Genomic DNA, 20,236 nt, shown 5'->3' with positions numbered 1-20,236 from the left:
ATGAACTTAGTAAAAAAATACACCCCGTTAATACTTTTTATAGGGCTGGTTGCTCTTGTAATTCTGAATGCATCGAGCTTTATATCAGGAGCAATCTCTCTCTTTGATGTAATATCAACCTTGATTTATGGTGCTGTTATTGCTTTTGTGCTCAATGTTCCCATGAAAAAAATTGAACAGTACTTAGTTAAATTGAAGGTAAAGGCAGAGTTGCGTCGTCCGATTGCCATGGTACTTGTTTTCCTAGCTCTTATCTTAATCGTGATTGCTCTTTTGGTTTTGGTGCTGCCAACCCTAGCCCAGACTATTAGTCAGCTGGGAACAGTCCTTTCAACAGTCCTTACTCAACTTGGGAAATTGCTAGGCAGCTCGGAATTTGTAACCAAAGACATGTTGTCAACTATCGTATCAGGAATTCAGGGACAGTCTAGCTCTATTAGCCAAGCTTTGATAGGTTTTTTATCAGGTCTGACTAGTAATATCGGCAATATTTTTTCAAGTTTGATGAATGCCTTTTTGATTATAGTCTTCACCTTTTTATTTTTATCCAGTAAGGAACATTTGGCAGCGATGACGAGCCGACTTCTAAAAGTTTTTCTTCCAGAGAAGGTGGTGATAAAGTTGACTTACATTGGACAAGTAGCACTAGAGACTTATGACCAATTTTTGATGAGTCAGCTGATTGAAGCAGTTATCATAGGAGTTATGATAGCGGTTGGTTACAGCGTGTTTGGGATACCCTATGGAGTAATGACAGGTATCTTTGCAGGAGTGCTATCGTTCATTCCTTATGTAGGGCCTATGATTGCTTGTGTTGTGGGAGCGATTTTTATCTTCACAGTGAGTCCTACTCAAGCCTTACTTTCTCTTCTTCTATATCAAGTTATACAGCTGATTGAAGGAAACCTTATTTATCCTAGAGTTGTAGGTCAGTCTATTGGTTTGCCAGCTATTTTCACGCTTGCGGCTGCTAGTATTGGAGGCAATCTCTTTGGCTTACTTGGGATGATATTCTTTACACCGATATCTGCTGTTATCTATCGATTGGTTAAGGAATTTGTCGTTGCAAAGGAAAATCAGGTAGATTGAGAAAGACTGAATTTAATAAGATATACTAAGAAGAGAGTGAAAGATTCTCTTCTCTTTTATTTCTAAATGACTTGCTCTTGTTCTGTTGCGAAAATTTATGAATTCATAATAGCCCATTTTAATCTCTATGCGGATTGGCCATGTAATATGGGCACAAATTAGTATAGTTTAGTTAATTATAGACTAGCTCTGTACTGTAAAAAACAGTTGGTCTTATCAAATATTGCTAGCAATTGATTGAGAATAAATGATAAGTTTGATAAGGTTGGAAAACCTTTATAATGATTTGCTACAAAAAGTTATTTGACATCAAAAAAGCCTTGAAATCAAGGCTTTTTCCTGTTGATTTAGATGCCCCCTGCATGGATTTGTAAGAACTTTTCATATTGAAAATAAACAAAAGTGTTGAAATATAGCTGATTTTAGGGAAATACTTTTAGGTGTTTTCACTGTCAGGCTTTAAAAACGTGGCAAAAGTGGGGCAAAAACGAATGACTCACATTTGGTTTGAAAATCTATAATACCTAATGATTATGCCATACTAGATATATAGTGTTGTTATAAATAAATGTCAGTGCGAGTTCAAATCGGAGGATAAAATGGAAAAACAAATTAATGAAAAAAAAGCCTTGGTTCCCAAAGCTTTTTTATGTTATAAACTCATTAAAAGAACCCCCAGTTAGATTTGGAATATTTTTTATTCTGTGTCATATAAAAATAAATAAAATGAGTGGCTATAGCTAGAGCTAAAATGGTTGTTATACTCACTACTATTATAGGATTAGAAGCAAAGATTAAAGAGAGAATCAAGGCAGCCAGATAGAGTGTCGCTTGGACACAGTAGTAACTTTTCGAATAGCGAAGATAGTTTTTGTTATAGGGCCCATTTACTAGGACAGCAGCTTGAAAGAGGCCAAATCCGATATAAGAGAAGCTGGTTGCAAAGAGACGATTAGCTTCAGGATTCAGAAGAAAACTCATCGATACAGTCATCATCATAAGCCCAATGAAAATAGGATAGTGACTGTAAATTAGAAATAGTCCCTTTTGATTAGATTTTTGATCAATAGCATGGTCGAATTGACCAAAATAAAACAAGAACAGAGAAATCATAATTATGAAATAAAGAACCGAATAAATCGAGAAATTCTCGATTGTAAAGAAGTTAGCTAGCCCCATAATCATCTCTCCAAACGTAATAATGACAAGAAGGGAGATGCGCTCGATTAAATGGGGGAGATTTACCTGGTAATGCTTATCTTTACTAAGCAAGATAATTGGCATAATAAATGTTAGCAGAATACTAGCAAATAAGATAGAGACCCCAACGTAAATAGGAAAAAGAGCTGCCAGATAGACTCCTAAACTTCCTAGACCTGTTATCCATAGAAAACCTTTGATACTTTCCCGATTAGCATTATCGGTTGATTTTCTAAAAAATTCAACCAAATATTGTAAAAATAAGGTAAAGGTTAATGTACCAATAGCCCAACAGAGATAATGAAAATATTGTTGCCAATCAGGTCCCATCATATTGGCTATAAAGAGTAAAATTCCCATTTTGATAAACATGATTACCATGTTAAATAAAGAGTTCTTTCCATAGCGATTGGTATAAAGGGTTTGAATCATCCAGGAATCGGTGAGAACCAAGACAGCTATGAAAAAATCAAGGAAAGAATTCCAAGTCAAAATACCGTTATGAAGATGCTCAATTAAAGTAGTTACTTTTGAAATTGCAAAAACAAAAACTAGGTCATAAAAAAGTTCTGAAAATTCTACACGTTTATGCTTAATAAGAGTTGTCATATTAATACCTTTCTATTTTAGAAATACAATACATTATAACAGAAAATGGTAATGAAAGAAAAGGATATGCTTAAATAATTTCATGTGGCGCGAATTGTCAAAATCTTGACTTCTTTTGTCATTTACTTGAAAAAGCAACCCTGACGAGTTGATTAAAATCCTATTAAAAATTAACTTTGTCAGGATCATCCTGAGTTTTGATGCCTTGAATCTTATCCAAGACCGCCATATCTTCCTCTGATAAGTCGAAGCCGAAGATATCCAAGTTAGCTTTTATATTTTTAGGTGTCACAGACTTAGGTAGTGGCAAGAAACCTTTTTGAAGGCTCCAACGCAGAGCAACTTGTGCCACAGATTTACCGTTACGTTCAGCCACTGCTTCAACATCTTCATTTCCAAAAATACCACCTGTACCTAGTGGACTATAGGCTTCAAGAAGGATATCGCGCTCTTGGCAATAGGCAACTAAGTCTTTTTGGTCACAACCTGGAGCCAAGAGGATTTGATTGACATGTGGCACAATTTCAGCTGTTTCAAGAAGAGCTTCTAGGTGATGTTGCATAAAGTTAGACACACCGATAGCACGCACCTTACCTTCTTTGTAGGCTTCTTCCATTGCCTTCCAAGCGCCTGCATTACCAGACTTCCAAGCATCATTCTCACGAAGCGCCTTTGGATTAGGCCAATGGATAAGCAAAAGATCCAAATAATCCACACCAAGTCTTTCGAGAGACTCATCGATAGAAGTCTTAGCCAACTCGTAATCGTGCTTATCATTCCAAAGTTTGGTAGTTAGGAAAATATCCTCACGTGCCAAATCACTATCAGCAATCGCCTTACCTACAGAAACCTCGTTACCGTAAATTTGTGCGGTATCAATATGTGTGTAACCCGCCTTAAGTGCGAAGCTAACGCTGTTATAGGCTTCTTCGCCTTCAGCAATTTGCCAAGTTCCAAAACCAATTTTAGGAATAGCAACCCCATTTGCAAGTGTATATGTTTCCATGATTTTCACCTTTTCTTTTTTTAATAGTACTATCTTAAATAAGATAAGGCAAAAATGCAAAGATTTGCTACGGCTATTATTATGAATAGTTCCTTACTTCTTTTTCCGATGTTCGTAACAGCCTTTGGAGATATTATTACTTGGGAAGAGAATGAATTTGTTGGTATTGTAAAATACAATCTTCAAAACTGCGACATTATTATCAAGAGCTTGAAATATTTTCTTCAGTATTTAGATAACTCATATGTGACTGATAACTTTGAACTGGATTTATATAGACAGGCTGTGTTAAAAGATGGTCCCTTGTCTTATAACCAATGTTTCGGTTTTGTTCCTTTACTAGCATTAGGTGCCTTTAAAGATGTGGAACATATGGATAAGCTAAAAACCTTGGAGCACATTTATCTCATGTACCAACTTACAGGCGGAGTAATGGACGATTGATAATAAGTAATCACCGTGAGGTGTTTTTTTCTATTAAATCGAGGTGTTAGATAAATAGCGAGTCTTTGATGAGAGTCGCTTATTTTGTGAATATAAACTTTTTGGTACAAAAAACAAAATGACAAGCAAAAAAGCCTTATAAATCAAGGCTTTTTCCTGTTGTTTAGAGGCCCCCTACATGGATTTGTAAGAACTTTTCATATTGAAAATAAACAAAAATGTTGAAATATAGCTGATTTTAGGGAAATACTTTTAGGTATTTTCAATGTCAGGATTTAAAAATGGGGCAAAAGTGGGGCAAAAACGAATGACTCGTATTTTGTTTGAAAACCTATAATACCTAATGATTATGCTATTCTAGATATATAGTTTTGTTATAAATAAATGTCAGTGCGAGATCAAATTGGAGAATAAAATGGAAAAACAAATTTCTACGCAGAATGGAATGCGAAAAAGTGATAATTAAAGAGACAAAAAAGCTGAGAATATGATTTCCCAGCTTTTTTGAATGCGATAGAAATAGCAACTAGACTATTTACGAAAGGCCTCAATAATGTAGGTGAAGCCAGTAACTAAAACTGAAAAGGCAATGACATAAACGACAAAGACACCTGTAGCCACTGGATTGAACAGAATCACTAGACCTAGTAAAAATTCAAGCAAGGCTACCCACGTGATATTGCTACCAATAATAGGGAAAATCAATCTTAGACGATTGCCTTTAAAGAAAGCAATAATGGCTTCTACAATTAACCAAATTCCTACAATGGTCGGAATGACGACCGGCAGGGTCACAAAGCCATAAGCAACGAGGTAAAGAGCTAAGAGAAGACTAACAAATCCTTGGAAAAGATAAACAGGTGAGCGAAGCTCTTTTGGTGCAGAGAAATAGCCTAAAATAGCTGCTATAGAAGAAACCAGTAAACCAAATGAAATCCACCAGCTGTAAGCAACAAGATTAGCTACTGGGTTTGTAAATAGGAAAAGTCCTAAAAGGACAAAAACAACTCCTGCAAGGAATAGCAGTAAACGATTAGAAAATTTCATTTCAATACCCCCTATCCTATATAGTATAGTTTTCTAATAAAACTATTATACTTATTTTTATAGAAAATGTCAATAAAATAAATAAACAATTTGGAAGTTTCAGTCTGACTTACAAAAAGAAAAGGAGTTTTCACTCCTTTTCACAGATTGAAGACAAAGTCCTTATAAAAGTGTCTTCTAAAGATTTTAACTTCAATCTGAAGCGAGGATATCCTCGCTTTTTTTATTTAATCTAATAGCTCCTTATTTTCAATTAAGAGCTCTAGTGGAGATTTATCCCTTGCTTCAATAAAACCAGGTTCATATTGGTTATGAAGTGTTCTTTTCTGAGAAGTTGGATCAATATACAACTCATCTCCATCTTCTGTGTATAGTTGGTTGCCTCTTGTTAAGTAAAGTAAATCCTCTAAGTACTGTCCATCAGTTTCTAGAAAATCTTCGATATATTTGACAGCTTTTAAAATCTCACTTACTTTATCAGAGTATTCATTAGATTCAAGAACACTCTTTTCTAACTCAATCTCTTTACTCGTTCCAAAGAGTTGGGTTGGAGTTGCATTAAAATATTCCGCTATCTTATCCAAATTTGCAAAGGTAGGATAGCTTTTTTGTTTTTCATAATCAGAGATGTCTGGAAAGATTGCTCATAAAAAAAATGTGGGGCAAATGATGGGGCAAATCAGTTATAGACAAGCAAAAAAGCCTTATAAATAAAGGCTTTTTCCTGTTGATTTAGATGCCCCCTACAGGGCTCGAACCTGTGACCCATAGATTAAGAGTCTACTGCTCTACCAACTGAGCTAAGGAGGCAAATAAAAAGCTGTATTGGTGCCGAAACTTCACGGTTTGTATTGAACCCGCGCAATTAAGCAGGTGGGCAACTCGCTCTAACTGAAGCTGTTTCCGTGTGAGACGGCCTACATGCTGTTAGAAGACTTTTGTTTCCCTAATAATACACAAAATAGTCGGTCAACACTTAAATGTAAAGTCGTACACCACAGCGTTTCTATGATTATATGATACCACTTTTTCAAAAAAAATCAAGGGAAAATTAAAAATTTTGAAAAGGATTTCACGAGTTTCGTAATTTATCAATGGTTTCCTTACGTTGAGCCAGAGCCCGTTCGTATTTTCCACTATCTTCTGGTGAGAAGTAGCTATGGTTGCGGATTTTTTCAGGCAAGTACTCTTGCTTGACCCAGTGGCCAGGATAATTATGTGGATAGAGATAATTTTGGGCGTTCCCTAGTTCCTTGCTACCGCTATAGTGACCATCTCGCAAGTGACGTGGAATTGGTAGGTGACCGGATGTTTTAAGGTCAGCCAGGGCCTTATCCATAGCCACGTAGGCTGAGTTAGACTTAGGTGAAAGTGCCAGATCAATGACGACATTGGCGATGAGGATGCGGGCTTCGGGGAATCCAATCCTCTGTGCTGCATCCAAAGCAGTTACAGTATGAATCTGGGCTTCAGGATTGGCTAAGCCAATATCTTCATAAGCAATCACAGTCAAACGACGAGCTAGGCTAGGAAGGTCACCGGCCTCTATCAAGCGAGCAGCATAGTGAAGACTGGCATCCACATCCGAGCCACGGATGGACTTTTGAAGGGCAGATAGAACATCATAGTGTCCATCTCCATCCTTGTCCATAGTGATATAGCTTCTCTGGAGACTATTTTCCATGATATTCAGCGTGATATGACGGATACCGTCATTATTTTCTGGAGTGGAGAGAACTGCCAAGTCCAGTGAGTTAAAGGCAGAACGGAGGTCTCCGTTGGTAGATGTTGCGATAAAATCAAGGGCATCATCATCTAACTCGACAGGGAAATCAAAGCCTCGTTCAGGGTCAGTCAGGGCGATTTGAATGGCCTCTTTGACATCTTGGTTAGACAAGGGTTCCAACTCAAAAATCTGAACACGACTTCGGATGGCTGGAGTGACAGAAAAGAAAGGATTTTCAGTTGTCGCCCCGATCATGATGACTAGACCACTTTCTAAGAGAGGAAGGAGGAAGTCTTGTTTCGTCTTGTCAAGACGATGAATCTCGTCTAGTAGCAGTACAAGGCCACCTGAGAATTTAGCTTCCTCAGCGATTTCTTGGAGGCGTTTTTTACTATCAACTGTGGCATTGAAGGTCCGAAAGGCATACTTGGTTGTTCCAGCGATGGCTGAAGCGATACTGGTTTTTCCGATGCCTGGAGGTCCGTAGAGGATCATAGAGGATAGGCGATTGGCTTCCACCATACGGCGGATAATCTTGCCTGGTCCAACTAGATGCTCCTGACCAATGACCTGGTCGATGGTTTTGGGGCGCATACGAAGCGCGAGATTGTCTGGCATAGCAGTCCTTTCTAACATGGATTTTCTGATACTAATGTGGTAATATGGTAGTATCTATTTTAGCATATTTCCGAGTATTCGGGGCGATTTAAGAGTCGTATAGAAAGAGGACAAAATGGCAACATATGGATTTTTAGATGTTTTACAAGAAGAGTTGGACAAGAACTTTCCTTTTGATTATGAGATTAACTGGGACAAGCGCAATCATGCGGTTGAAGTGAGTTTTCTATTAGAGGCACAAAATGCTGCAGGGGTGGAGATGTTAGATGAAGACGGAGAGGTTTCGTCAGATGATATCCTTTTTGAAGAAGCGGTACTTTTTTACAACCCTGCCAAGTCAACAGTTAATGCAGAAGACTATCTCACGGTCATCCCTTACCTACCGAAGAAAGGTTTTTCTCGTGAATTTTTAGCTTATTTTGCGCTATTCCTTAAAGATACTGCAGAGGTTGGGCTAGATGCCCTCATGGACTTTTTGGAAGACCCAGAAGCAGAAGAATTCGTCATGGAATGGAACCAAGAAGTCTTTGAAGAAGGGAAAGTCGGTTTGGAAGAAGGAGAGTTTTACCCTTATCCGAGATACTAGGAAACTTTAAAAATAAGGAATTCAAAGAGGAGAGAGGATGTTAGAGAAAATCAAACAAATTTTTATGAGAAAGTCAGATAAATCTGAGTTTTCTTCCTCTTCTCTTCCCCGCAATCGCTTTGCGGATCTAGATTTCGAGAGAGTATTGAAGTCAGGAACTCGTCGCCTTGTTAATGAGGAAGGACGCTATGCTGAGGATGGGAAAATCACAGAACTTGAATTTCCTGAAGATTTTGCGGAATTTGAATTTCTAGTTGGTTTTAAGACGGAAGAGGAAGAGCAGTTTCAGCAACTATTAGCTCGTTTAAATAGTATTGATAATGCCATTCAGTCCCATTTGGAAAGCGAGTTGCAACAACCCATCCCTCAGTTTGCCAAGGATTTGGGCTATACTCAGAAGAGGTGGGAGAAAACTTTTTACTTCCATCCTTGGGTATTAAGTTTTGAGGAAAATCCGCCTAATCTTCGCTATGTTGCAGATTATGTAAATGATGAGTTTACCGTTTATTTTGCTAAAAAACATGGTAGATGGCAGGCATACTGGGATGCAGATTGCCAAAAGGTAATCGAAGAAAGCTAGCTTGTATTTTCCTAGAGAGTAATTGTCATCATAGAAAAGAGTAAATATCATGGAATTATTGGATAGCAGAATGGATTTCCAAGGTTGCAAGATTGCCTTGATTTGTGGGGATAAGGTCTTGACTATCTTACGTGATGACAAGGACGATATCCCTTGTCCCAACATGTGGGAGTTGCCAGGTGGTGGTCGTGAAGGAAACGAAAGTCCTTTCGAGTGCGCAGCGCGTGAAGTTTATGAGGAACTGGGAATTCATTTAGATGAAGACTGTCTGCTTTGGAGCAAGATTTATCCTAGCGTAATCTTTAAAGACAAGCAATCGGTCTTTATGGTTGGTCAGCTAAGACAAGAACAATTTGACAATATCATCTTCGGAGATGAAGGACAGGGCTATAAATTGATGAGCATTGATGAATTTCTTGGCTCAGATAAGGTTGTACCTCAGTTGCAAGAGAGATTAAAAGATTATTTAAAAGTAAGTGATTAGAAAGGACGGTTCGGTTAAATTTCTAAACTGAACCCGCCCTAAACACTGTGCCAAAAAGATAAACTTCTCTTAAACATAAGTGTCTTAAGAGAGTTTCCTATTTTGGCTTTGTGTTTTATGGGCTTGGTATCTTAATTATGGAAACATGGCAAGAGTTAAAAGTAACGGTTAAGCGTGAGGGGGAGGAGCTAGTCTCTAACCTCCTGATTGAGCTAGGCGCCCAAGGGGTTGCAATCGAAGACAGCATGGACTATGTGGGTAATGTGGACCGCTTTGGTGAGATTTTTCCTGAGGTGGAGCAACAGGAAGAAATCGTGGTGACAGCCTACTATCCTGAAACGGTGGATGTGGTAGCGGTTGAAGCGGATTTGCAGGCTCGTTTAGCAGAATTGACAGACTTTATGGATTTGGGAGAAGTCAAGATGGGGACGACTGCCTTGGCTGAGGAAGACTGGGCGGACAACTGGAAGAAATACTATGAACCAGCTCGCATCACTCATGACTTGACCATTGTGCCATCATGGACGGACTATGAAGCAACAGCGGGAGAAAAGATTATCAAGCTGGACCCTGGCATGGCCTTTGGAACAGGAACCCACCCGACGACCAAGATGAGTCTCTTTGCCTTGGAGCAGGTTCTTCGTGGTGGCGAAACAGTGCTGGATGTGGGGACAGGTTCAGGCGTCCTTTCTATTGCTAGCTCACTTCTAGGTGCCAAGGAGATCTTTGCCTATGACCTAGATGATGTAGCGGTTCGAGTCGCTCAGGAAAATATTGAGCTCAATCCTGGTATGGAAAATATCCATGTGGCGCCAGGCGATTTGCTTAAAGGCGTGGAGATTGAGGCAGACGTCATCGTGGCCAACATCTTGGCGGATATCCTCATTCATCTGACAGACGATGCTTATCGCTTGGTCAAGGATGAAGGTTACCTGATCATGAGTGGCATTATCAGGGACAAGTGGGACATGGTCCGTGAGTCAGCAGAAGCAGCTGGATTTTTCCTTGAAACTCATATGATTCAAGGGGAATGGAATGCCTGTGTCTTCAAGAAAACCAAGGATATTTCAGGTGTGATTGGAGGCTAGCATGCAGCAGTATTTTGTCAAGGGGAGTGCAATCTCTCCTGTCACTATCGAGGACAAGGAAACCAGCAAGCACATGTTTCAGGTCATGCGTTTGAAAGAAGAGGACCAGGTTACCTTAGTTTTTGATGATGGTATTAAGCGCTTGGCGCGCGTGATAAATGTAGAGGCGCGTCAGTTGGAGCTGATTGAAGAATTGGCTGACAATGTAGAATTGCCAATTCAAGTGACCATCGCATCAGGCTTTCCCAAAGGAGATAAGCTAGAGTTTATCACTCAAAAGGTGACGGAACTGGGTGCTAGCCAGATATGGGCCTTTCCCGCAGACTGGTCAGTTGCCAAGTGGGATGGCAAGAAACTGGGTAAAAAGGTCGAAAAACTAGAAAAAATCGCCCTTGGTGCTGCCGAGCAAAGCAAGCGGAATCTAGTCCCAAGTATTACCCTTTTTGAGAAAAAGGCAGACTTTCTAGCCCAACTGGATCAGTTTGATTCTATTGTGGTGGCTTATGAAGAGTCAGCTAAAGAAGGAGAATCAGCTGCACTTATACAAGCAGTTGCTGAGCTTGAAAAGGGAGCCAAACTGCTCTTTATCTTTGGTCCAGAAGGAGGTCTCTCACCTGCAGAAATTGAATCTTTTGAAGCTAAAGGAGCAGTTCTAGCAGGACTTGGGCCTCGCATCCTACGAGCCGAAACAGCGCCGCTTTACGCCTTGTCTGCCATAAGTGTTTTGCTTGAATTGAAAAAATAAGAGACTATGAAAAAATCACCTAGAAAAGGTGATTTTTTATGCGCTTGAAAGGGTGCGTGAAAGAGTCAATAAGCGAATCCATAATGGCAATGGGAATCTTTAATTTTTTGATGATTTCGCAGAAAAAATGGATATCCAAACTGTTCCTAATCTTGTGTTCTATTAAAACAGGGAAAATCATACTATATAGAGCAGGAGAGTATTTCTAGTCTTGAAGAAAGATTATTTTCACTAATAAAAAAATGACTCTGGAAATTGGAGTCGTATAGATGATAAAAGAGGTTAGATTTAATCCAACCTCTTATTTTTTATCTTAATGGAATTGCATACCACCATCGACGATAATGGTTTGACCTGTAATGTAGTTTGAATCTGGTCCAGCAAGGAAGCTAACCGCTGCAGCGACATCTTCGGGTTCGGACAAACGTTTAAGGGTAATATCTTTAGCGAAAGTTTGCATACCCCATTCGTCATCTTTACCAGCGTTCTTACCAACTTCATGAGCGATATCATACATCATTGGAGTCTTAACGATACCAGGTGCATACGCATTGACAGTAATACCTGAATCAGCCAAGTCACGTGCCAAAGTTTGAGTGATACCACGAACTGCAAACTTAGTACCACCATAGACAGTCAAGTTAGGGTTACCTACAACACCTGCTTGTGAAGTTGCATTGATGATTTTTCCGCCATGGCCAAGCGCCTTGAATTGAGCTTGTGCAACTTGAGCACCCCAGATGACACCACCAACGTTGATGGCAAAAGTGCGTTCAAATTGTTCTTCTGTAATCGTATCAAGTGGTGTAGTTGGAGCAACACCAGCGTTGTTAACGACAACATTTAAATCTCCGAAATGATCCACAACTTTTTGGAAAGCTGCAGCCACTTCAGCTTGTTTGGAGACATCAGCAACGACCGCAAAAGCATTCTCTGCTGATAACTCAGCTACTGCTTTTTCTGCTGTCTCAGCATTGTAGTCTAAGACTCCGACCTTGAAGCCATCTTGTACCAATCGTTTTGCAATCGCAAAACCGATCCCTTGACCTGCACCTGTAACAATAGCTACTTTAGACATATGATTCCTCCTTTGGTATCCGTGATACCACTCAAACGTTCATAAAAGAACAGCAAAAGGGTTATAAGTGAGTTGTGATAGACTTCTAAAAGAAGTCCTATCGCTTTTTAGTATATACCTTTGTGAAATTTGTGTCAAACAAAGACTTGTTTTTTAGAAAAATGATTATTTTTTCAAAACCAAAATGATCCAAAATTTTCCTTTATGAGATTTAGAGTTAGAAAAATAAAACTATCGCGTAAAGGGGAAAAGCACACATTATTTTCCAAGCACATTTCTTGAAACCCTTTCCTCCTTCTGATAGACTAATACATAGTTTGAAAAAAGGAGACTTAACATGAAAAAATTTGTTGCTGAATTGATCGGTACTTTTATGCTTGTGTTCATCGGAACAGGAGCTGTTGTTTTTGGAAATGGTGTTGAAGGTCTTGGACACCTTGGAATTGCTCTTGCCTTTGGTTTGGCAATCGTAGTTGCAGCTTTCTCAATCGGAACTGTTTCAGGTGCTCACTTGAACCCAGCTGTTTCTATCGCGATGTTTGTTAACAAACGTTTGTCATCTTCAGAACTTGTAAACTACATCCTTGGTCAAGTAGTCGGTGCTTTCCTTGCATCAGGATCTGTGTTCTTCCTCTTGGCAAATTCAGGTATGTCAACTGCAAGTCTTGGTGAAAATGCCTTGGCAAACGGTGTAACTGTCTTTGGTGGTTTCTTGTTTGAAGTCATCGCAACTTTCTTGTTTGTTTTGGTCATCATGACTGTAACTTCAGCAAGCAAAGGAAATGGCGCAATCGCTGGTTTGGTGATCGGTTTGTCATTGACAGCTTTGATTCTAGCTGGCTTGAACATCACTGGACTTTCAGTAAACCCAGCTCGTAGCTTGGCTCCTGCTGTATTGGTAGGTGGCGCAGCTCTTCAACAAGTTTGGATTTTCATCCTTGCACCAATCGTTGGTGGAGTTCTTGCAGCCCTTGTTGCTAAAAACTTCCTTGGAACTGAAGAATAATTGAAACTTAAAAACCCTACTCTCCATTTTGGAGGGTAGGGTTTTTTCGTATTATACTCTTCGAAAATCTCTTCAAACCACCTCAGCTTCCATCTGCAACCTCAAAACAGTGTTTTGAGCTGACTTCGTCAGTTCTATCCACAACCTTAAAACAGTGTTTTGAGCAACCTTCGGCTAGCTTCCTAGTTTGCTCTTTGATTTTTTTTGAGTATGAGTTTAGCGGTTGTCAATTTTTTCTGGATAGAGGTCGTGTTGAAAGAGGCGTTGTTCTGCCAATCCTTCATACTTGGTTCCAGGTCTACCGTAGTTGTAGTAGGGATCGATTGAAATGCCACCGCGAGGTGTAAATTTTCCCCAGACTTCTAAATAGCGAGGGTCTAGCAAGTTGACCAAGTCTTTCCCGATAGTGTTGATACAGTTTTCATGAAAATCTCCATGGTTTCGGTAGCTAAAGAGGTAGAGTTTGAGGGATTTTGACTCGACACAGAGCTTGTCAGGAATGTAGGAAATATAAATAGTTGCAAAGTCTGGTTGAGCAGTGATGGGACAAAGTGAGGTGAATTCAGGACAGTTGAACTTGATGAAATAGTCATTTTTCACATGACGATTGTCAAAGGATTCGAGGACTTCTGGTTGATATTCGAAAATGTAGTTGGTTTCTTTGTTGCCGAGGAGGCTGAGGTTTTTCATTTCTTCTTGTTGTGACATGATTTTTTCTTTCTAATCTTAAACACCACGTTGGTTGTCGTAGAGGAGGGTATGGAGTTGAGGAAGGACGCGGACATTGCCCCAGCTATCGTCGGCAGCGACACGTTCCCAGAGTTCTTTGAGGCGGTCCAGTTGGTCTTGGACAATATTGCCTGTAGCCTTGGGCTCAGGATTTCCCGCTGATAAGAAGATGACATCTGGTTGGTAGCGTTCTTGAATACTTTTGGCAAAGGCTAGATCTGCATCATCAAAGACAGGGATTTTAAAGGTGACTTTGTCTGGGTCTAGTTGGGAAACGATAAAGTCCAAGGTCTCAAAGTTGACTTCCATCTTGGAGGAAGGAGGCTTAGGACTCAGAGTGACTTGGTCGATATCTTTTAACCAATTTTGCCAGCGAGATCCCTGGGTCTCAACAGCCAGAGTGACCCCACGTTCCTTGAGTTTGGTTACTAGCTCAGCCATGTTGGCTGCTAGGATAGCAGGATTTCCCCCAGATAGGGTGACATAGTCGTAGCTTCCTAGTTTATCTAATTCAGCGATTACTTCATCAGCTGTCATGCGAGTTGGTTTTTCAGAACCATCCCAAGTAAAGGCGGAGTCGCACCAGTCGCAGTGGTAGTCGCAACCAGCAGTGCGGACAAACATGGTTTTCTGGCCAATAGCTCGACCTTCACCTTGAAAGGTAGGCCCAAAAATTTCTAGAACTGGTAGTTTGAGGACACGTTCCTTAGTCATCTAACCACTCCCGTCTAAACTCTGCAAAGGCAGTCGGAGTTTCATAGAGGCGAACATATTCCAAACGGAGACCGCGCTCGTCTGGCAACTCTTGGCTCATGGTTTGGAAAATCCAGTAAACCATATTTTCAGCAGTCGTATTCATGTAGGGCAGGGTTTCATTGAGATAGCGATGATCCAAGTGGGGCTCTAAGTAATCCTTGTAGATAGCTTTGATGTCTCCGAAATCGTAGGTCATACCTCTATCATCTAAAAATCCACTGACAGCGATTTGCAGATGATAGGTGTGACCGTGTAGGGATTTGCACTTTCCTTCATAGTGAAAGAGGTGGTGGGCAGCATCGAAGGTAAATTCTTTTGAGACTAAGGTTCTGTGAGGATTGTAGACAAGAGATTCCCCAGTTTCTTGTTTGATTTCTTTGGGGGCAAAAAACATCAGGCCTCTCCTTTCTGAGAGAGATAAACCTCTAAACCATGTTGGCGTAGATGGCAGGCAGGACAATCTCCACAACCAGTACCGATAATCCCATTGTAGCAGGTCAAGGTCTTCTCACGAACGTAGTCAAAGGCACCAAGTTGGTCAGCTAATTCCCAAGTTTCAGCCTTGTCTAGCCACATGAGAGGCGTTTGGATCACAAAGTCGTAATCCATAGCAAGGTTGAGCGTGACATTGAGTGATTTGACAAAGACATCCCGACAGTCAGGATAACCTGAGAAGTCTGTTTCGCACACTCCTGTCACGATATCCGTAATTCCACGCTGCTTGGCAAGGACTGCCGCAAAGGACAGAAAGAGATGATTGCGACCGTCAACGAAAGTATTAGGAACCTCTCCTTCTTTTTGCTCAATTTCTAAATCTGAAGTCAAGGCATTTTCAGTAATTTGTCCTAGCAGAGACATATCTAGGATATGATGACGAATTCCTTGTTCCTCAGCGATTTCTTTGGCCACTTGAATTTCTAAATGGTGGCGTTGACCGTAGGCAAAGGTAACGGCTTCGACCCTTTCATAGTGTTGCTTGGCCCAGAAAAGGCAGGTTGTTGAATCTTGACCGCCACTAAAGACGACCAAGGCTGATTGACGTTTCATAGTACTCCTTCCAAAATGGGAAATGTTCAGAGCACGCAAAAAGCTCCCCAGAGGGAGCTAAAAAATACCAAGTAGAGGTTTTTTTTAGCGATGGCATGTCCCAAACATCGTAATATTCTAGTTACAGTCTAGCATATTTTTTGAAAAATGGCAAAGGGCAAGAAAAAAGAGACCAAATGAATGCACTTGGTCTCTCCTTTGATTAGCTTAATTCAGCAACGATGGCTTTGATTTGTTCTGCGGTGTGAACACCAGCCACTTGTTTAACAACTTGTCCATCTTTCTTGAAGAGAAGAGTAGGGATAGACATGATACCAAATGCACGAGCTGTGTTTGGATTTTCATCAACGTCCATTTTAACGATCTTCAAGACATCTTCTGAAAGTTCTTCAGACAATTTGTCCAAGATTGGACCTTGCATACGACATGGACCACACCAAGTAGCCCAGAAGTCTACCAAGACCAATCCGTCTTTAGTTTCTTGTTCGAATGTTGCATCTGTAATTGCTTTTGCCATAGTATTTCTCCTTTTTAATTATATTGGCTTAAATCTTGTTTCATGAGATAGAAGAAAACATCTCCATAAGTCCCATGGTAGTCCAGAACATGACCATTGTAGGTTACTTTTTGGACAGGGTAATAGTCGGCGACACCAATCAGGCAGGCATGTTGAGAACGTTCAAATTCTTCGTATGAATCGAAGGTCATTGTTCTCTCTTGCTTGCTGGCATCTAAATAAGTGATTTCAATCATAGGATTCTCCTTTGCTAAATCATGTCTTCATTTTACTCCTTGGAAAAAGGAATGTCAAGAAAATTGCTTGCGCACGCAAGTTTTTTGTAAAAAATTAAAATTACCAGTCTGTATTTGTAGACAGGCTTTCTTCTACAGCTTTTTGTAGATAGGCAAGAGTTGTCTGACCCTCCTTAGTGAGGCAGATAAAACTAGCTCGCTTATCCTGGTCACAACATCTCCGACTAAGTAAACCGCAGTTTTTGGCTTCTAGGCGTGCCACCATTCGTGATACAGCACTTGGACTCAGATGGAGTTTGTCCGGCAGGTCAATCTGTCTCAAAGATTTTTCTTGAGCCTGATTTAAAAAGTGCAAGAGATAGAATTCTTTGAGCGTTAGGCTTTGGTCACTCTGCTCAGCGATCGTTTGCTCTAAAAGAGCTTCTAGCTCTACTTGTCGGCGGTTGAAGTCAAACCATTTTTCTAAGTAAGTCATATCAATCTCCTTTCTATATGGTAGTTATAAACAGATTTGCCTATCTGAGATGCTTGCGCACGCAATTAGTATACAACTTTTTGGAATAGATAGCAAGAAGGATGTTTCTTGTGTATTTCCTTGAAATTTTCTGAAAAAAGAGTAAACTGGTATGCAGAAAGTCTATTTGTGGAGTAAACGATGAAATTATATGTCCAGTTAATGATTCTCTTTGTCATTTCACTGATTGGTGAGGGAATCTCTAGCTTTTTCCATTTGCCTATTCCTGGAAGCATTATCGGTTTGATTATTTTATTTTTAGCCCTACAGTTCAAGTGGTTGCGGGTACGTCATGTCAACATGGTTGGGAATTTTCTCCTAGCTAATATGACCATTCTCTTTCTACCTCCTGCAGTTGGGATTATGGAGAAATTTGATGTGATTGCTCCTTATTTATTACCAATTATCTTGATTGTCTTTTTTGCGGCAGTCATCAATATCATTTTGATTGCGTTGGTCGTTCAGTTTATCAAAAAGCGTTATGAAGGTGATTACGAAGAAAGAGGTGCCAAATGAGCGAATTTGTATCCAATCCACTTTTTGGGATAGCTCTGTCTATCCTAGCCTATCTCGGAGGCATGATTATCTTTAGACACTACCCTCATCCTCTGACAACTCCTTTGCTACTAGCGACCTTGTTTATCATAGCGTTTCTGAAATTGACTGGTATTTCTTACGCTGCCTATTATCAAGGTGGGGTTTATCTGAATAACCTGATTGTACCCTCAACAGTAGCACTCGGTATTCCACTCTATAAGAGTTTTCACCTCATGAAGCACCATGTTAGAAGTATTCTGCTCAGTAGTTTCCTTGCTGTTGTTGTAAATACAGTTTTTACAGCTTTAGTTGCAAAAATTTTCGGTATGGATTTTTTCTTGGCGATTTCGCTTTTCCCAAAGTCTGTAACGACGGCCATGGCAGTTGGAATTACGGATAAGCTACAAGGGATAGCGACGATCACCTTGGTAGTTGTGGTAGCAACTGGCATTTTGACCAGCGTTATAGGACCAACGCTTCTAAAATGGCTAAAAATTGACGATCCAGTAGCTGTTGGTCTTGCTCTTGGAGGAACTGGTCACGCAGTTGGGACTGGAACAGCTTTTCGCTATGGAGCTGTTGCGGGGGCTATGGGTGGCCTGGCTATCGGTGTCACCGGTATTCTCTATGTATTTGTAAGTCCCATCGTAGCAGGTTTGATATTAAGTTAAAAAATAAGAATGTTATATTTCTTTGTGTAAAAAGAAGCCTCTAGCTTTATTTGCTAGGGGCTTCATTCATTATTGTAAGTTTACTTTGTTCTTTAATATATAGTAGGTTCCGAGATAAAAGATAGCTATGAAAATGAGTTCTTCAACAATGCTTACGCTTGCTCCCATATAGAAATTATCATTAAATCCTACAAGTGAATTGACATAGAAGTTAGCACTGGTATTGAAGAAGACTTCTATAACTCCAATGACGATTCGGATACCAATGTAGGCTGCAACAGCGAGTGCAGTACGATATTCATTGAAAAGTTGTCCGATGGATATGGCCAAGTAAATGCAGAGGATCCCTGAAATTGTACTAAGCAGGAAGGATAAGACAGTAAGACCAAAGCCTGTAAAATGTTCTCCAACAAATGATAGAAGAGTAGAAAGTTGAACTTCATAATAATTTGTTGACAGTAGGATAATATAGATACATAGGAGTAAGACAGCAGTGCTAAACATCGACCAGATAAAAGCACCGATTAGTTTGGCTGTGATGATATGGTGTTCAGAAACTGGCAAGGTTAAAGTCAGATAGCCTTGTCGGTCATAGACACTTCCTTTGAATCGTTTAATAATCAAGAAGATAGTTGAAATCACAAGTGTAACCATCAAACTACCAAAGACAGTAGATAGAAAAACAAGTAGAACAGATAGATTTTTTTCAGGTAGTTTGATTAAGGATTGTGTCTGTACCCCGATAAGGGCAGAAAGGATGATCACAGCACCATAGAGGGCTAAATACCACTTGTTAACATTTTTAAATTCATAACGAACTAAATTCCAAAACATAATAATCTCCTTTATCTAGGCTTTGAATTCATGACGGAAGAGCTGGTCGATTGACTCACCTGACTCATAACGAATATCATCCACATTTCCTTGACGGACGACTTTTCCGTCCTTGAGGAAAATAATCTCATCCAAGATTGGTTCGATGTCGGAAATCAAGTGAGTTGAAATCAAGACAGTCGAAGTTGGAGAGTAATTGTTGATGATGGTGTTCAAGATGTAGTCACGAGCTGCGGGATCGACACCACCGATAGGTTCGTCAAGGACATACAAACGAGCATCACGACTCATGACAAGGATCAACTGAACTTTTTCTTTGTTCCCTTTTGAGAGTTTCTTGAAACGGCTATTCTCGTCGATACCAAGGTCACGAAGAAGACCTTGAGCACGTTCCAGATTAAAATCTTTATAGAAGGTCTTGAAAAAGGTAAGAGCTTCCTTGACTTTCATTTGCTCGTTTAGATAGGTTGTATCAGGCAGATAAGAAACAATGGCCTTAGTTGCTGGGCTTGGTTCCATGCCATTGATGAGGATACGCCCTTGCTCTGGTTGGAGTAAACCGTTGATTAGTTTAATCAGGGTTGTTTTTCCGGAACCGTTTGGGCCAAGGAGTCCCACAATCTTCCCTGCTGGAATTTCAAGGGAAACATTTTGAAGAGCAGGGCTTGCTCCATAGAATTTTGAAACATTTTCAAACGTTAACAAGGTCATAGTCTAAACTCCTTCAATATAATCTCTCAAAACAGTTGGTAGTTCTTCTTTTTCATAGCCAAATTCTACCATGCCTGTTACAAACTGCTGCAGTTGTTCTTCAGATAGTTGTTTCCGGGATTGGAGAATTAAGTCCAAGTCCTCTGTGACAAAACGTCCAGCAGTCCGCTTGGTGTATACGAAGCCTTCTCTTTCTAGGTCTGATAGGGCACGTTGGATGGTATTAGGATTGACCCCAGCCTCACTAGCCAGTTCTCTGACAGTTGGAAGTTGTTGGTTGGGTTCTAGTTTATGAGAAACGATTTGCAGTTTGATCTTATCCATGATCTGCAAATAAATGGGTTTGTTGTTATCAAATGTCCAGGACATCACGGTCTC

The 20,236-nt window shown here is 40.1% G+C and carries 25 protein-coding genes, 1 tRNA gene and 1 pseudogene; 10 read left to right on the top strand and 17 right to left on the bottom strand.

Going from position 1 to position 20,236, the window contains the following annotated elements; genetic code table 11:
• Positions 1-1,089, top strand: coding sequence for an AI-2E family transporter (locus AB2B47_RS03325; protein WP_036758387.1), 1,089 nt, complete (start codon positions 1-3; stop codon positions 1,087-1,089).
• Positions 1,090-1,752: 663 nt separating this feature from the next.
• On the opposite strand, the gene AB2B47_RS03320 is transcribed toward AB2B47_RS03325, so the two are convergent.
• Together AB2B47_RS03320 and AB2B47_RS03315 are read right to left on the bottom strand one after the other, a co-directional pair.
• Positions 1,753-2,898 (bottom strand): low temperature requirement protein A, encoded by a 1,146-nt coding sequence (locus AB2B47_RS03320; RefSeq protein WP_320693623.1) that lies wholly within the window; start codon positions 2,896-2,898, stop codon positions 1,753-1,755.
• 163 nt (positions 2,899-3,061) lie between these two features.
• Positions 3,062-3,904 (bottom strand): aldo/keto reductase, encoded by an 843-nt coding sequence (locus tag AB2B47_RS03315; RefSeq protein WP_006152895.1) that lies wholly within the window; start codon positions 3,902-3,904, stop codon positions 3,062-3,064.
• A gap of 102 nt (positions 3,905-4,006) precedes the next feature.
• Here AB2B47_RS03315 and AB2B47_RS03310 point away from each other — a divergent pair.
• Positions 4,007-4,348, top strand: a pseudogene (locus AB2B47_RS03310) (T6SS immunity protein Tdi1 domain-containing protein); the annotation flags it as partial.
• 531 nt (positions 4,349-4,879) lie between these two features.
• Here AB2B47_RS03310 and AB2B47_RS03305 read toward each other — a convergent pair.
• The 4 genes from AB2B47_RS03305 to AB2B47_RS03290 all read right to left on the bottom strand — a co-directional run bounded on the left by AB2B47_RS03305 (position 4,880) and on the right by AB2B47_RS03290 (position 7,739).
• Positions 4,880-5,395 (bottom strand): HdeD family acid-resistance protein, encoded by a 516-nt coding sequence (locus tag AB2B47_RS03305; protein WP_006150850.1) that lies wholly within the window; start codon positions 5,393-5,395, stop codon positions 4,880-4,882.
• 227 nt (positions 5,396-5,622) lie between these two features.
• Positions 5,623-6,036 carry a helix-turn-helix domain-containing protein gene (locus AB2B47_RS03300; RefSeq protein WP_232672988.1) on the bottom strand — a complete coding sequence of 138 codons (414 nt, stop codon included), beginning with the start codon at positions 6,034-6,036 and terminating at the stop codon, positions 5,623-5,625.
• A gap of 96 nt (positions 6,037-6,132) precedes the next feature.
• A tRNA-Lys gene (locus AB2B47_RS03295) sits at positions 6,133-6,205 on the bottom strand.
• A 262-nt stretch (positions 6,206-6,467) separates the two neighbouring features.
• Positions 6,468-7,739: a replication-associated recombination protein A gene (locus AB2B47_RS03290; protein ID WP_320693716.1), complete on the bottom strand. Its 1,272-nt coding sequence runs from the start codon at positions 7,737-7,739 to the stop codon at positions 6,468-6,470.
• A gap of 115 nt (positions 7,740-7,854) precedes the next feature.
• Here AB2B47_RS03290 and AB2B47_RS03285 point away from each other — a divergent pair, with 115 nt between their 5' ends.
• The 5 genes from AB2B47_RS03285 (at position 7,855) to AB2B47_RS03265 (ending at position 11,222) form a co-directional block, all read left to right on the top strand.
• Positions 7,855-8,325 carry a DUF3013 family protein gene (locus AB2B47_RS03285; protein ID WP_320693621.1) on the top strand — a complete coding sequence of 157 codons (471 nt, stop codon included), beginning with the start codon at positions 7,855-7,857 and terminating at the stop codon, positions 8,323-8,325.
• A gap of 37 nt (positions 8,326-8,362) precedes the next feature.
• Positions 8,363-8,905, top strand: coding sequence for a hypothetical protein (locus tag AB2B47_RS03280; protein WP_320693620.1), 543 nt, complete (start codon positions 8,363-8,365; stop codon positions 8,903-8,905).
• 49 nt (positions 8,906-8,954) lie between these two features.
• Complete coding sequence (locus tag AB2B47_RS03275) at positions 8,955-9,389, top strand: NUDIX hydrolase (protein ID WP_320693619.1); 435 nt, start codon at positions 8,955-8,957, stop codon at positions 9,387-9,389.
• A gap of 137 nt (positions 9,390-9,526) precedes the next feature.
• The gene (gene prmA, locus AB2B47_RS03270; RefSeq protein ID WP_281137491.1) at positions 9,527-10,477 is read left to right on the top strand and encodes a 50S ribosomal protein L11 methyltransferase; all 951 of its coding nucleotides are present in this window, start codon (positions 9,527-9,529) and stop codon (positions 10,475-10,477) included.
• 1 nt (position 10,478) lies between these two features.
• Positions 10,479-11,222, top strand: coding sequence for a 16S rRNA (uracil(1498)-N(3))-methyltransferase (locus AB2B47_RS03265; protein ID WP_036758373.1), 744 nt, complete (start codon positions 10,479-10,481; stop codon positions 11,220-11,222).
• Between the two features lie 313 nt (positions 11,223-11,535).
• Here the strand turns inward: AB2B47_RS03265 and AB2B47_RS03260 are convergent, their stop codons facing one another.
• A complete protein-coding gene (locus tag AB2B47_RS03260; protein ID WP_155171706.1) occupies positions 11,536-12,300 on the bottom strand; it encodes a (S)-acetoin forming diacetyl reductase in 765 nt (254 codons plus the stop codon).
• A gap of 337 nt (positions 12,301-12,637) precedes the next feature.
• Between AB2B47_RS03260 and AB2B47_RS03255 the strand changes: the two genes are divergently transcribed.
• Positions 12,638-13,306, top strand: a complete 669-nt coding sequence (locus AB2B47_RS03255; RefSeq protein ID WP_320693618.1) for an MIP/aquaporin family protein — start codon at positions 12,638-12,640, stop codon at positions 13,304-13,306.
• 216 nt (positions 13,307-13,522) lie between these two features.
• Here the strand turns inward: AB2B47_RS03255 and queF are convergent, their stop codons facing one another.
• From queF to AB2B47_RS03220, 7 genes are all read right to left on the bottom strand, one after another.
• Entirely contained in the window at positions 13,523-14,014 is a 492-nt protein-coding gene (queF, locus tag AB2B47_RS03250; protein WP_320693617.1) for a preQ(1) synthase, read from the bottom strand.
• A gap of 18 nt (positions 14,015-14,032) precedes the next feature.
• Entirely contained in the window at positions 14,033-14,749 is a 717-nt protein-coding gene (gene queE / locus AB2B47_RS03245; protein WP_320693616.1) for a 7-carboxy-7-deazaguanine synthase QueE, read from the bottom strand.
• Positions 14,742-15,185, bottom strand: coding sequence for a 6-carboxytetrahydropterin synthase QueD (gene queD / locus AB2B47_RS03240; protein WP_000464566.1), 444 nt, complete (start codon positions 15,183-15,185; stop codon positions 14,742-14,744). Before queD ends, queE begins: the two co-directional genes overlap by 8 nt.
• A complete protein-coding gene (gene queC, locus AB2B47_RS03235; protein WP_004250769.1) occupies positions 15,185-15,838 on the bottom strand; it encodes a 7-cyano-7-deazaguanine synthase QueC in 654 nt (217 codons plus the stop codon). The genes queD and queC overlap by 1 nt, the downstream gene beginning before the upstream one ends.
• Positions 15,839-16,040: 202 nt before the next feature.
• A complete protein-coding gene (gene trxA / locus AB2B47_RS03230) occupies positions 16,041-16,355 on the bottom strand; it encodes a thioredoxin (protein WP_001029581.1) in 315 nt (104 codons plus the stop codon).
• Between the two features lie 14 nt (positions 16,356-16,369).
• Positions 16,370-16,591, bottom strand: coding sequence for a DUF4649 family protein (locus AB2B47_RS03225; RefSeq protein ID WP_320693615.1), 222 nt, complete (start codon positions 16,589-16,591; stop codon positions 16,370-16,372).
• Positions 16,592-16,691: 100 nt separating this feature from the next.
• Positions 16,692-17,066: a MarR family winged helix-turn-helix transcriptional regulator gene (locus AB2B47_RS03220; RefSeq protein ID WP_320693614.1), complete on the bottom strand. Its 375-nt coding sequence runs from the start codon at positions 17,064-17,066 to the stop codon at positions 16,692-16,694.
• Positions 17,067-17,246: 180 nt separating this feature from the next.
• Between AB2B47_RS03220 and AB2B47_RS03215 the strand changes: the two genes are divergently transcribed.
• A complete protein-coding gene (locus tag AB2B47_RS03215) occupies positions 17,247-17,621 on the top strand; it encodes a CidA/LrgA family protein (RefSeq protein WP_036759040.1) in 375 nt (124 codons plus the stop codon).
• Entirely contained in the window at positions 17,618-18,313 is a 696-nt protein-coding gene (locus AB2B47_RS03210; protein ID WP_320693613.1) for an LrgB family protein, read from the top strand. Before AB2B47_RS03215 ends, AB2B47_RS03210 begins: the two co-directional genes overlap by 4 nt.
• Positions 18,314-18,382: 69 nt before the next feature.
• Here the strand turns inward: AB2B47_RS03210 and AB2B47_RS03205 are convergent, their stop codons facing one another.
• Genes AB2B47_RS03205 through AB2B47_RS03195 form a run of 3 tightly spaced genes read right to left on the bottom strand, consistent with a single transcriptional unit; the run spans position 18,383 to position 20,227 of the window.
• Positions 18,383-19,147, bottom strand: a complete 765-nt coding sequence (locus AB2B47_RS03205) for a hypothetical protein (protein ID WP_320693612.1) — start codon at positions 19,145-19,147, stop codon at positions 18,383-18,385.
• Between the two features lie 15 nt (positions 19,148-19,162).
• Complete coding sequence (locus AB2B47_RS03200) at positions 19,163-19,858, bottom strand: ABC transporter ATP-binding protein (protein WP_004250779.1); 696 nt, start codon at positions 19,856-19,858, stop codon at positions 19,163-19,165.
• A gap of 3 nt (positions 19,859-19,861) precedes the next feature.
• Positions 19,862-20,227: a GntR family transcriptional regulator gene (locus AB2B47_RS03195; RefSeq protein WP_006149409.1), complete on the bottom strand. Its 366-nt coding sequence runs from the start codon at positions 20,225-20,227 to the stop codon at positions 19,862-19,864.
• Between the last annotated feature and the right edge of the window lie 9 nt (positions 20,228-20,236).

This window comes from Streptococcus wuxiensis, from assembly GCF_040888245.1.
Taxonomy (GTDB): domain Bacteria; phylum Bacillota; class Bacilli; order Lactobacillales; family Streptococcaceae; genus Streptococcus; species Streptococcus wuxiensis.
Note: the sequence above shows the minus strand (reverse complement) of the source record. Positions and strands in the feature narration are given on the sequence as shown.